The sequence below is a fragment of the Dactylosporangium darangshiense genome (assembly GCF_039537565.1).
Lineage (GTDB): Bacteria > Actinomycetota > Actinomycetes > Mycobacteriales > Micromonosporaceae > Dactylosporangium > Dactylosporangium darangshiense.
In genome coordinates, this window is record NZ_BAABAT010000037.1 from 101,830 (window position 1) to 113,578 (window position 11,749).

Consider the following 11,749-nt stretch of genomic DNA (forward strand, 5'->3'; position numbering starts at 1 on the left):
GAGGGTGGTCAGCGGCGGGGCCGTTGCAGTCCGGCGTGCCAGCCGGACGCGATCGTCCGCTGTGTCTCGGGCTGGCCGAGGCCGGCGGTCCGGGCTGCGTCGGTGAGCCGGGACCAGACGGTGTGCTGGTCGATGCCGCCACGGGCGGCGAGCTGCCCGAGCCGGAACGCGGCCAGGTGCAGCGCGGTGTTGCGGCCACCGGCGACGAGCCGCTGCCCGCCGCGGATCACCGGCCGCGGGGCGGCGAGAATCCGGCTGACCTCACCGTCCAGCGCGGCCTGGGTGTAGCGGTCCAGGTCGCTGATCTCGGCGTCACCGGCCGTCAGCAGCGGCGGCGGTGCCGGCGGCACGACCAGCCGGAGCAGCGGCTCGGGGCAGGCCGGCAGGCCGACGGCGCCGGTGAACGGCTGCTGGAAGGTGTAGCGGCGGCCGGTGGAGTGCAGCGACGGCGGGGCGACGGCGTAGCCACCGCGGCCGCGCCAGTCGACGCCGGGCAGCACCCCTTGGCGGTTGCCCAGCCCGGTGGCGGCGAACCACAGGTGCCAGCCGTAGCCGCTGCGGACCAGCGGCCCGGCCGGGCGCACGACGTCGAGCACGTCGAGGACCGCCCGCAGGGCGTCATTGGTGTCGATGTCGCACACGTCCAGGCGGGTACCGGTAGTGACGCCGACGTTCGCGTCGGGCCACCGACGCCACCAGCGGCGGATACGGCGCGGGTCGGTAGTGGCGTCGTGCAGTCCGTGCGGCAGCCTCGGGTGTTTGCCCGGTGAGCCGCAGTCGATGCGGCCGCTGCAGCTGCAGCGCCCGCCAACGTCGGGGGTGTGCAGCGCGACGACGGCGATGCCGGCCGCGGCGTACTGCAGGGCCGAGTCGAGCAGTTCGGCCACCGGGATCGGGGTCGTCGGGACGGTGAGCACGGCAGCCTCCTCGCGATGTGGTGTGCTGGGGACCGGCCCGACGCTGGCGCGCGGTGCGGTCGTTGATCGTCACGACCTCACCACCGGACCGGCGGTGGTGACGTGGCCCTGCTCGGCGGCCTCGCGGGCGTTCCGCTCGGCGGTGATCTGCAGGTCGGAGACGGCGATCCAGATGGTGCGGGCGAGCTGCCAGTCGACGTCGCGGTAGCTGGCCAGCTCGAACGGGATCCGGGCGCCGTCGAGGTGGATGGTGTACGCCGGCATGGTGTCGCGGATGAGGGCGTGTTTGAGTTCGAACATGCTGATCAGCACGGTGTAGGCGTCGACGGTCAGGGTGTAGGTCGACGCCTTCGGCAGCCGCCGCTGGTCCTGGCGGTTCTCCCGATAGACCGGTGCGTCGACCGGGACGCCGAGCAGTCGGGCGACGTGGCCGGCGACGGCACGGCCGAAGGTGTGCACGCCGAGCTCACCGACGGTCGGCTCCGCAGTGATGTGCATGGTGTAGGCGTCATCCGCCAGTACGGGCGGCTCCGGAGTGGACAACATGCGATGCTCCTTTGTGGACGATGTAGGGCTGGCGTGGATGCCGCCTGAGCCAGTGCACAGCGGCCCGGGCGGATCACGACGTTGCTGCTCCGTGCAGGTTCGAGGGCGCGCAATGCGCGTCGCGGCCTATCCGCGGCGGAAGACGGCGATGCGGCCGTCATCGAGCGGCACCTTGTGGACCTCGGTGCGGAACAGGTGCTCGGTGAACGCGTCGAGGTTGAAGTACCGGTCGGGTTTCCCGGCGTTGGCGAGCGCGGTGGTCCAGCCGTATCGGTCGCGTTCGGTGATGGCGAACGCGCGGCGGCTGTCGTGGACGCCGGCGTACGCATCGCCGAACGCGGTGGTGATCTCGTCGGCCGTCGGGTTGCCGGTGGTGGCGCCGTCGAGGTGCAGCCAGGTTCCGATCGCCTCGGCCGGCAGCTCGTTGACGGCGGCGAGGTGCTCCACGGCACACAGCACCGACAGGTCGAGCACTGCCCGGGACCGGCCGTAGTCGCCGTAGCCGCGGACGTCGAGGATGAGCGCATCGTTGCCTTCCGCGACGCCGGTGACCTCGGCGACGTGCAGGCGGGTGGTGTCCAGGTCGGCGCCGGCGCGGACCCAGAAGCTCAGCGTCGGGTCGGCCGGGTCCGCGACGAGGATCCGGGTGGCGATTTCGTCGCCGTGGCTGCCGGGCTGTTCCTGCCGCGGGTCGCCGGGCGTGCGGTGGTCTCGGGTGTCGCGCAGCTGGGCGAGTTCCAGCAGGGCCTGGCGGGTCAGGTTCGACAGCGCCGTCACCGCCTGCTCCTGGTGCTGCAGCTGATAGGTGGTGAGGTCGGCGGGTGGGGTGACGACGGTGGCGTCGAGGGTGAGCCACGCGACCGGGGTGCCGTCGCTGGACACCACGTACCAGATGGTGTCCGGGGTCGCGGGTTCGCTGTGGCGGCGGTAGGCGCTGGCGTGCAGCTGCTGGGCGGCGGCCGGGGCGAGGGTGCCGGGCAGGATCGCCGAAAGGTACTGGTAGCGCAGGACGCGGCCGGTCAGCCGGCCGGCGTTCACGTCGGTGCAGGCACGGATCTGTTGCCATGCCGCGGTCTGCGAGATGCGGTTCATCGCCGGGTCTCCTCGGTCAGTTGCAGGTCGGCGGGGACGGTGCTGCGCCAGGTGCAGGGCATCGGGTCGAGCACGGGCCGGTCGTCGACGGTGATGGCCAGGCCCCAGTCGTCGCGGTCGGCTTCGGTGTCGCTGCTGGTGATGGCGACATGCAGGTCGGCTGGGCCGCTGGTGGGCTGGGCCACGCGGATGGTGTAGGGCCCGGCGGTGACCGTGGCGGTGAGCAGGCCGTACCGGTCCTCGGACACCTCGGCGGTGACGTCCCACGCCTCGTTGAGCAGGGGCCGGCCGCTGCCGGCGATGAGCTGGTCGAGCAGGTCGACCACGTCGCCGCCGGACGGCTCGTGCGTGCTGTTGAGGTAGGCGGTGAGCTCGTCGATGAGGACGGTGTCCGGGTGCCGGACACCGTCCTGGGGCCGCCCGTCGTCGATGCCGGTCATGCGCCCGCTCCGACGAGTTCGCGGGCGGCGACGGCGGTGCGGATCTGGGGCGTGTCGCCGGTGATCGCCTCGACGAGCGCGGCGATGAGGTCCCGGGCGGCCGGTGGGGTGACCGCGTTGCCGGCCTGGCGGACCTGTTCGCGGCGGGTGCCCAGGATCGTGTACCCGGGGTCGAACGCCATCCCGGCCTGGATCTCGTGCACGGCGAGCATCCGGAAGAAGCAGTCGAGGGGGTCCAGCACCGCCGCCTCGCCTCCGTCGAGGACGCCGAACCGGTCCACAGTGGACAGTGCACCCATCGGCTGCTCGACCGGGCGAGGCACGCCTGTGCCGTAGTACGGGATCAGCAACTCGGGCCAGGTGAGCAGCCCATGGTGGTTCCCGGCGGCAGTGACGGTCGGTAGCGCGTCAGTCGTGGCGGGGCGGGCGACGCCGTGGTTGCGCATCGGCACGACGAGGGCGTCCTGGTGCCGGCCGGTCTGCGCCCGCAGCGGACGGTCGACGGGGCGGACGTGCGCGACGGTGGCCCGGCCCTCCAGGGCGACGACCAGCGGCGGCGTCACCAGCTCCGGCGGCGCCTTGGGGTCGGCGGGGACGGGCGGCACGGCGACGCCGTCGTTCTCCCGCGTCGTGCGGGTCGGCATCGGCGTATCGACGGGGGTGGCGTCGGTGCGCCAGGTGCCGCCGGTGGGCACCATGAGCGGCCGGGCGTAGCGGTGCAGGCCCTCGGTGATGCGGGCCATGGTCTTGTCGGCCAGCGGGGTGCTACGGTCACCGATGCGGGTGCCGGCGAGGGTCCAGTCGATCGCCGCCGCGGCGGGCAGGACCTTGGGGTAGACGCGGGCGCCGCGGCAGGCGGCGGTCGGGCAGACCCACACGTACTGGCCGTGGTCGCCGTAGCGGCCCCACGGCCGGTCAGGGTTCTTCCACGCCTGGATCGGTTTGCCGGTGACACCACAGCGTTGGCAGGTCGCGCCGGGGCGGGCCCAGCGGCGCAGGTCCGGGCAGCGGCCCAGCGAGGTGCGGTGCCCGATCGTGTACCAGCGGTCGCGTGACTGCGGTGCCCCGGCCCCGCCGGCCTGCGCGAACATCGAGTTGAGGTAAACGGTGTGCAGGCAATAGCCCAGCGTCTGCAGGGCCATCCGCCAGGCCCGGTACGGCAGCCACCGCTCGACCTCGACGACGTTCTCCACGACGAACCCGAGGTACGGGTGCCCGGCGAGGAGCTTCGCCTCGACGAACCGCACGACGTCCCACATCGTGGCCCGGGACCGCTCCGCGGCCTCGTCCGGCAGGACTTGGCCGAACAAGTCGGGGATCTGGTCGGCGGCGCGGACGCCTTTGGCCTGGGAGTGGTTCGTGCACTCCGGTGAAACCCACAGCAGGTGGGTGTGCGGGTAGCGGCGCGGGTCGACCTGGGAGATGTCGGCGCAGTCGTGCGCGGCGTGCGGCAGGTTGTAGGCGTGGGTGTCGATTGCGCGGCGCCAGTGGTTGGCGGCCATCACGGTGCGCACGCCATCGACGAGTTCGGCGCCGGAGGATGAGCCGCCGGCGCCGCAGAACAGATCGGTGAGGGTCAACGACACGAGAAGCCTCCAGAAAGGCAAAAGGCGGGAGCCCCGCGCAGTGCGCGAAGCTCCCGCCGTCGAAGGGGGCAGCAGGGAATGAGTAGGTCAGCCGACGCCGATGAGGTCCTCGTCGGTCGCCTCGGTTTCCACGGGCGGACCGTCGTCGCCGCTTGCGCCGTCTTCGTCTGCGGGTGCGGCGTCGGAGCGGCCACCAGTGGTGGCGTTCACCTCGCCGTCCTGCTCCTGGCGGTTCTCGTCCCCGTCCTCGTCGCGGCCCTCTGCGTTTGCGTCGTGCTCGGCGTCCTCGGCGTCTTCGTCCGGGCCGTCGTCGTCCTCGTCGTCGTGGGTTCGGTCCGGGTTGGTGAGGGACTCGAGCAGGACGGCCTCGGCGTCGGCGAGGGTGTAGCCGTCGGCGTTGAGCCGCTCGTACCAGAACGCGACCGCCTGCGCGTCCGCCTCTGCGGGGTAGTCGCTGGCGGCGAAGCCGAGGTTGCGCTCGTGGGCGCAGATCCACCGGGCCACGAGGGCACGACTCAGCCGGTCGATCCCGGCGGTCCGCAGCACGTCATCGCCGGCGCCGCCGAGCGTCGTGTACAGCCCGTCGACGTCTTCGAACTCGAGGTCGTGGGTGCCGGTCAGGACCTGGCGCAGCGCGTCGGGGAACAGCACCTTCGCTGCCTTCGCCGACCCGTAGTGCTCCCGGACGAAGTCGCGGCGCACGCCCGCGGCGACCTGCAGCGCGGCGAGGTGCTCGGCGCGGCGGCGCTCCCGCTCGGCGCGCCGGGCGAGCTCCTGCGCGGACAGCGTGGGCCCGAAGCTGGGCGTGTACCGGCGGTAGCCCCAAGCCTCAGGGTCTTTGCAGTACACGACCGTCTCCGCGCCACCGAACGGGCCCTTCTCCACGAACGCGGCGAAGCCGGGCATCGTCCGCACGGTGGCCGGCTCGAGGCGGTTGCCGTCGGCGTCGACGAGCAGCCGGGCGGCAACCTCGGTGCTGGTGCTGCCGAAGCCTTTCGGCTTGCTGGTGATCGGCACACCGGCCAGCACGAGCTCGGCCTTGGCGACGGCGACCGCCTTCGCGGCCTTGCGCTTGGCCAGCTCGGAGGCCAGGACGTGCTTGTAGCCGGAACCGGCGGCCAGGACGCGGTCGAGCGCCTTCAGGTCGTCGGCGAGCTGGTCCAGGGCGGCGGACTCGGTCAGCGTCATGGTGCCGTTGTCCACGGCGGCGGCGGCCGCCGCGGGCAGCTGCCGCAGCCGCAGGCTCTGCTGTACCGCCGGCAGCGGAATGGCCCGCACCTTCGCGATTGCCTCGGGCGTCCAGTCCAGCAGGGTCAGCTGGTAGTACGCCTCGGCCTCCTCCGACGCGGTCAGCCCGACCCGGTGGCCGTTCTCGGCCAGCTGCGCGATGATCTGCAGCGCCTCGCCGTCATCGGCGGCGATGATGCACGGCACCTCGGTCCACCGCAGGGCGATCGCGGCGTACTTCCGCCGATGCCCGATCACGATCATGTAGGCTTCGCCGCCGCCGTCGACCCACGTCGGGATGACCACCAGCGGGCACAGGATGCCGATCCGCGCCATCGACGCCTTCAGATCGTTCAGGTCGCCGACGTCCTTGCGGAGGTTGTTCGGGTTGTCGATCAGGTCACGCGGATCGAGGTTCTTCGCGACCAGCGGCGGCAGGGCCACCCGCCGGGTGCTGTCGTTGGGCTCGGTCTCCGAGTCATCGACGACGACGCCGTCGACGACCTCCCCGAAGCGTTCGACCGCGTCGTCGGTGCGCGGTGCGGCGCCGGGGTCCTCGATCTCGGTGGTTTCCTCATTGCCCGGGGCGAGGGGCAGGACTGCTGTGCTCATGCTGTTCGTCCTCTACTGAGTAGTTGGAACGTTTCACCGACGGTCCGGGTCCGCGTGCGGGCCGGGTGGGCGGTGCTGGCCCGATCCGTCCGGCCGGCCGATCGGCGCCGCCACGGCAAGGCCCCGCCCGCCCCTCGTCGCTGGTGCCGCGTGCGAGGGGCGTGCGGGCGGGTCCTTGCGGGGCCAGCCGGGGTCGGCCAGGATCGAGGGCCCGGCACCCGCACCCGGCCGCCGCGACACTCGACCGGCCCTCGGCCAGGTCGCGGCGGGTCTATCGCTGGTTGACGGTGCCCGCCGCTGCGGCTGCCATCTGATCGATGAGCAAGGCCCGGTCCGTCCGGCGGCAGGTGAGATACGTCGCCCGCAGCGCTGCTGCGGCGCGGAAGGCCGGGCAGTCAGGCGCGTCCGCGGACACCACGATCACCTGCCGGGCCGCGAGCGGCAGCCGCACTTCGGCTGCCGCGCCGGCCAGGTCGGCGCCGACCAGCAGCACCTCGATCTCGGTGTCGTTCGGCTGCAGGCAGTCCAGATCGCGGTACACGGTCACGGACGTCCCGGCCCGGGCCGCGCAGCGACGCACCGCCTCGTGGACCATGTCGTCGGCGGTGAGCAGCACGACCGCGGCCAGTTCCGGCCAGCCTGGCCGCTGGCCGGAGGGGGTTGTTCCGCCGGTCGCTGCGGCCGCGGCCGGTCCGCCCTGGCCGCTCCCGGCGGCGGTCGCGGTTGCGGTCGAGTCTCGAGCGCCGATGCCGTCGCGGGTCACCGCGGCCCTGCCGTCGCGTCGTCGTCCAGCGCCGGGGGCCAGGCCGGCATGAAGTCGGCGGGGCGGAGCTTGGACTGGATCGCGGCGACGACGACCGTGGTGATGAAGTTCTGCGGGTCGACGGCGGCGGTGCGCCTGGCTGCGGCCAGCGCGAGCGGGCCTTCGCCGCGCATCCAGCAGCACCAGGCGGCGAGCGCGGCCGGTGCGGCGACGTAGGGCTCTGGGATGCGGCGGGTGAGGTCGAGCCACAGGTTGCGCTGCCACATGTGGTCAGTGGTCTTGAGCCAGGCGGCTTCCCGGACGGGGCGGCGGCGCAGCAGCAGCGCCAGCCGGGCCGCCTCGAGGTCGGTGAGACGCTGGTCGAGCATGGCCCGCTCCAGCAGCTCGTCGAGTTCGACCAGTTCCGGCCGTTCGATGCGCCGCGCGTCGTGGAACGCGGCCCGGACGCGGTCCTGCGCGTCGGGGTCGGGTTCGGTCAGGGCGAGCAAGTCGGACCGGGACGGCCACGCCACCTCGCCGGCGACGGTCGCGTGCGCGGCGGTCTCGGTGGCGCGGGGGTCGAACTGGATGCCGGTGGTGGCGTCGCAGATGCAGCCGCGGTCCAGGCAGTAGTAGGCGCCGGCCGAGACGAGGCAGGTGTAGCTGATGTGGATGTGCGGGTCGACGGCGTCGACGAGGGAGGTGACGGTCCCGGTGGCGGTCAGCGGCCCGTACCCGACGATTACGACGGATTGGGCGCCGGTGCGGGTGGCGGTGTCGCGGATCTCGTCGGCAAGGTCGGCGGTCGGCGCGTCGATGCCGACGCTGCCGATGACGAGAAGGTGGTGGTCTGGGCCGAGGTAGAGCACGACGATGCGGTCGGTCGGGTGGTACTGCAGGAGGTAGGGAATCTTGCCGAGCAGGTCTTCGGGGTTGCGCAGCAGCTGTACTGCGGACGCCTCACGCATGCGAGCACTCCTGATCACGATGCCGGCCGCACCGGTTTGACGGCGACGGCCGAGCGGCGTCGAGCTCGGCAGCCGCCGGGCCCGGCCGGCACGTCCCGGACCAGCGGTGGCGTCCCGGGTCGTGCTGACCCGATGCGCGGACCGTCCCGACGGCCGCGGCCAGGCAAGGTCACCGGCCCCGCGGCCGGTTCGCATCGCGGCGGCGTCCGCGTCGCAGCGGTGCCGCGGTCGGCGCCGGGCCGGTGTGCCTTGCCGGGCAAGGGCAGGGGCGGTAGAAGCGCGGCAGGGCAGCAGCGCCCGGACGCCACCCGACCGGCCTCGTGCTCCCCGTCGCAGCGAGCTGCCAGCGGTCTGGCAGCAACAGTCCCCGGACCAGCTCGGGTACGGCGCGACGCCGGTGCTGGCCCGGCCGGTCTATCGGGGCTGCTGGTTGTCGAGGTGCAGGCGTTGCCGTTCCAGGACGACCAGGGTTAGTGCGGGGACCTGCCAGCTGTCCTCACCGGTCGGGGCGGGTGTCGTGCCGTCGGCGAGGGCGCGCAGGGCCGGAACCTGGGCGGCGTAGGCGCCGCCGAGGTGTTCCAGGTCCGTGCAGGCGCGGGTGACGAGGTCGCAGACCTGCTTCGCCCACCGGCCGGGCTGACCCCACTGGTCGCGGCGGCGGCCGTGCAGCGGCCCTTCGCACAGGTTGGAGGCCAGCCACACCACGGGCGGGTGGACGCCGACGGCGTTGGCGAGCAGGGCGACCTTGTCGTAGTCCCAGGCGGTGCTCACGCCCTGCTGGCGGCGGATCCCGGCCGGTCTCGGGCGGGTGAGCAGGTTCCAGTACACGGGGCGGACGGCGGTGGAGGCGACCAGGTCGTGCACGTCGGTGAACCCGCCGGCGGTGAGCGCGTGTGGGAGGCGGTCGGTGAGCAGGTGCGCCAGTTCGCGGCTGGCCGGCACCGCCGGGTCATCCGCCACGGTCTGCCGGACCCGCCGGCGGTTGCCTGGCGTCGGTGGCGGTGTGGCCGGGTCGGGCAGGGTGCCGCCGTCGGCGACGTCGGCCAGCAGGCCGAGCAGCAGCCCGCCGAACTCGGTGAGCATGTGCTCGAGGCCGCGGCTGCGGTCGCCGTGGTCCGGGCTGGGGATCCAGCGGCCGCCGCCGCGGTGCCGGACCCGGTGGGCCGCCTCGTGGAACAGCACCGACAGGGTCCGATGCCGGTCGGTGAGGACGTCGCGGTGGACGGCGACGTCACCGGTGCGTGGGGTGTAGAACCCGTCGGCACAGGGGGATTCCTCGCTGGCGCTGTAGACGCGGACCCGGTCCAGAGCGAACGGTCCGATCACCCGGCACACCAGCGCTGACGGCGCCGGCGTCGGCGTGCACATCCCGGTCAAACAGCCCGCCGAAGGCCGTGCGCTGGACATCGACACCCGCACCTGCAATTTGCTGCTGCGGTCCCTACGCTGCCTCGGCGAACTCCGCGTTGCCCTGCTCACGCAAATCTGGCGATGCCATCGCGACCTGTGCTGACAGCGGCGCACCTGGCCGTTCAGGCCACCAATCAGTGGATCATCGTGCTGTCTCGCCGGTACCGATGGGCGAGCAGAACCGATCGCACACCACGATGGTGGCGTCATCGAAGATTTTGCCCCTGGGCCACCGTTCACCGGCCGCATCCTCGCGTTCAGCGGTACGGACGGCCTGCAGGACCGACTCGCCGCCGTGCGTCGTAGCGACTTCGACTAGCTTGCCCCAGCTCCACAGACCGAACCGATCTACGAGTCGGCTCGCCCCGTCGCTCAAGAGGAGCACGGATCGCAGTCGACTGCTCGGCAGCCGGCCGGTAAGCCCATGCTGTGCCGCCTCCGGTGCACTGGCAGCCACCCAGAAGCCATCCGGCTGGTTGCGGTGCTGCCGTAGACGCTCGACGTAGCTACGGCGAGCCTCGTTGTGCTCGGGGGTGCCACCCACGAGGGCGTCCATCGCCGCACGGTATTGCCTGCCAACAGCCGCTTCGCGCGTGTCGGAGATGACGATGGGTTCCTCTCCGGTATCGATGATCAGGACAGAGTCGGCGAGGACCAGGTATCCCAGGACCCCGGCGGCCTCGTGGACGATGATGACGGTCGAGGACGGCGTGCCGGGGTGTTCGAGATCGCATGTGCCGCGGTGGGCATCGGCGACAGAGCCGATCGCGTCGGCGAGCACCACCGGAAGGTCCGGCTCCGACTCGTCGAGGAGCCGTATCAACAACTGCGCGCCGAGCTGACGGACGTACCAGGCGACACCGTGGATGCAGCCGCCATCGTCGACCCCTGACAGTCCCGCGCCGTCAAGGAGGATGGCGACGTTCGCGGTGACGACGGCGAAGTCTTCGTTGTCGTGTCCTGGTGCCGTCTCGGAGGTGATCGTGGGGCGCATCAAATTGTATGTGCTTCCTGCAGGTAGACGCGGCTGAGCGGTTTCACGAGGAGCGGTTCGCTGGTCTCCGGATCGAATGTAGTGCCGAGCAGCATCGAGAAGCAGCGGGATCCCAGTTCGGCGTCCAGCTCGGTCAGGTGCTGGGCGAGGTACTGCACGACGCCGAGAGAGCCTTGCGGGTGGATGCCGGTGAAGATAGTGAGTGTGCCCTGGCGATCGGGTCGCGGAAGTCGGCCGAGGTAGGCGACGTCCGATGCTCGTGGCGGAACGCTGTCCAGGCCGGACCGGTGCAGTGTGTCGGTATCGGTTTCGTGCAGCGTCCATACATTGTCCGGCGCCATGATGAAGCGTAGGTGTTGGTCCTGGTTCAGTACAGCGGCCGTGTGTGGAGAGAGCCTCGGTCCGCAGATAACGATGAGGTTCGGTCGGTTGAGATCGACCGAACCACCGATCGGCACGGTTTCGTAGCCGGGTACCACGCCGTGGGCTTGGGCGATCTCGCCGAGCCGTTGCGCGCCGAGGACGTCCTCCACGGCGACGACAGGCCGGGCTCGGATAGCTTCCTGCTTGAGTGGGGTGATGATCGTCCACACTCCGGTACTCAAGAACGACGCGGTGTCGCTTTGAGAGCTAACCTCGGCGCCGTGTGTGCTGGCAATCGGGATAGCCTGCAGTTTGGTTGAAAGCCGGTGCTGGGCGCCCAAGAGTTGACGGCGTGCGCGTTCATTTTCCAAAGCTGGCCAGAGGCGCGTCAGCGTGCCGGATGCGCCGAGGACGGTGTCGCACCGTACGACGAGATCATGTGTCGGCCACCGCCGTCCTCGCTCGACTTTGGCGATCATGGCGCTACTGACATGAACCAACTTTGCCAGGCCGGCCTGTGACAGCTGTCGCCGTTCACGGTGGATCTTGAGACTGTCGCTGAACGTGCGTAGTGGCGTTGGCGACGCCTGAACGTGACCGATCGGCATCCGCGTCCCCCTGCGCTCGTCGTCCGCTTCGGTAGCGATAATGATACCTAAAGCAATAGTCAAGATCAGAGATCTCATAGGCGTGCATGTCTCCGCAGCTGGCGATTGGTGGGCCTGAGAGTGTGTTTGAGAAGTGGTCTATTTGTCGTCGGGCCAGCGCCAGCGTTGCTGACGGGTGGCTGGCCGGCCTCGGGCGATGCGGCTGGTCATGGTGTTGATCGCGGCCCAGCGGATCATGGCTTCG

The 11,749-nt window shown here is 71.4% G+C and carries 11 protein-coding genes; all 11 read right to left on the reverse strand.

Features of this window, described 5'->3' with window-relative positions:
• Positions 1-8: 8 nt before the first annotated feature.
• The 11 genes from ABD901_RS43065 to ABD901_RS43115 all read right to left on the reverse strand — a co-directional run bounded on the left by ABD901_RS43065 (position 9) and on the right by ABD901_RS43115 (position 11,583).
• A complete protein-coding gene (locus ABD901_RS43065; protein WP_345136781.1) occupies positions 9-917 on the reverse strand; it encodes a bifunctional DNA primase/polymerase in 909 nt (302 codons plus the stop codon).
• A 69-nt stretch (positions 918-986) separates the two neighbouring features.
• On the reverse strand, positions 987-1,463 hold the full coding sequence (locus ABD901_RS43070) for a hypothetical protein (protein ID WP_345136783.1): 477 nt from the start codon (positions 1,461-1,463) through the stop codon (positions 987-989).
• 126 nt (positions 1,464-1,589) lie between these two features.
• Entirely contained in the window at positions 1,590-2,555 is a 966-nt protein-coding gene (locus tag ABD901_RS43075) for a hypothetical protein (protein WP_345136785.1), read from the reverse strand.
• The gene (locus tag ABD901_RS43080; protein WP_345136788.1) at positions 2,552-2,995 is read right to left on the reverse strand and encodes a hypothetical protein; all 444 of its coding nucleotides are present in this window, start codon (positions 2,993-2,995) and stop codon (positions 2,552-2,554) included. The genes ABD901_RS43075 and ABD901_RS43080 overlap by 4 nt, the downstream gene beginning before the upstream one ends.
• Complete coding sequence (locus ABD901_RS43085) at positions 2,992-4,581, reverse strand: DNA cytosine methyltransferase (protein ID WP_345136790.1); 1,590 nt, start codon at positions 4,579-4,581, stop codon at positions 2,992-2,994. The genes ABD901_RS43080 and ABD901_RS43085 overlap by 4 nt, the downstream gene beginning before the upstream one ends.
• Before the next feature lie 87 nt (positions 4,582-4,668).
• A complete protein-coding gene (locus ABD901_RS43090) occupies positions 4,669-6,420 on the reverse strand; it encodes a ParB/RepB/Spo0J family partition protein (protein WP_345136792.1) in 1,752 nt (583 codons plus the stop codon).
• Between the two features lie 271 nt (positions 6,421-6,691).
• Entirely contained in the window at positions 6,692-7,183 is a 492-nt protein-coding gene (locus ABD901_RS43095; RefSeq protein WP_345136794.1) for a hypothetical protein, read from the reverse strand.
• The gene (locus ABD901_RS43100) at positions 7,180-8,130 is read right to left on the reverse strand and encodes a DUF4192 domain-containing protein (RefSeq protein WP_345136796.1); all 951 of its coding nucleotides are present in this window, start codon (positions 8,128-8,130) and stop codon (positions 7,180-7,182) included. Before ABD901_RS43100 ends, ABD901_RS43095 begins: the two co-directional genes overlap by 4 nt.
• Before the next feature lie 414 nt (positions 8,131-8,544).
• Positions 8,545-9,456, reverse strand: coding sequence for a hypothetical protein (locus tag ABD901_RS43105; RefSeq protein ID WP_345136798.1), 912 nt, complete (start codon positions 9,454-9,456; stop codon positions 8,545-8,547).
• A gap of 226 nt (positions 9,457-9,682) precedes the next feature.
• The gene (locus ABD901_RS43110) at positions 9,683-10,534 is read right to left on the reverse strand and encodes a hypothetical protein (protein WP_345136800.1); all 852 of its coding nucleotides are present in this window, start codon (positions 10,532-10,534) and stop codon (positions 9,683-9,685) included.
• Positions 10,534-11,583: a helix-turn-helix transcriptional regulator gene (locus ABD901_RS43115; RefSeq protein WP_345136802.1), complete on the reverse strand. Its 1,050-nt coding sequence runs from the start codon at positions 11,581-11,583 to the stop codon at positions 10,534-10,536. The genes ABD901_RS43110 and ABD901_RS43115 overlap by 1 nt, the downstream gene beginning before the upstream one ends.
• Positions 11,584-11,749 lie beyond the last annotated feature (166 nt).

What these genes read in the sequence shown, in the direction of transcription:
- ABD901_RS43075 (WP_345136785.1), bottom strand. Translation starts at nt 2,555, where the DNA reads ATGAACCGCATCTCGCAGACCGCGGCATGGCAACAGATCCGTGCCTGC.
- ABD901_RS43110 (WP_345136800.1), bottom strand. Translation starts at nt 10,534, where the DNA reads ATGCGCCCCACGATCACCTCCGAGACGGCACCAGGACACGACAACGAA.
- ABD901_RS43090 (WP_345136792.1), bottom strand. Translation starts at nt 6,420, where the DNA reads ATGAGCACAGCAGTCCTGCCCCTCGCCCCGGGCAATGAGGAAACCACC.
- ABD901_RS43080 (WP_345136788.1), bottom strand. Translation starts at nt 2,995, where the DNA reads ATGACCGGCATCGACGACGGGCGGCCCCAGGACGGTGTCCGGCACCCG.
- ABD901_RS43100 (WP_345136796.1), bottom strand. Translation starts at nt 8,130, where the DNA reads ATGCGTGAGGCGTCCGCAGTACAGCTGCTGCGCAACCCCGAAGACCTG.
- ABD901_RS43070 (WP_345136783.1), bottom strand. Translation starts at nt 1,463, where the DNA reads ATGTTGTCCACTCCGGAGCCGCCCGTACTGGCGGATGACGCCTACACC.
- ABD901_RS43115 (WP_345136802.1), bottom strand. Translation starts at nt 11,583, where the DNA reads ATGAGATCTCTGATCTTGACTATTGCTTTAGGTATCATTATCGCTACC.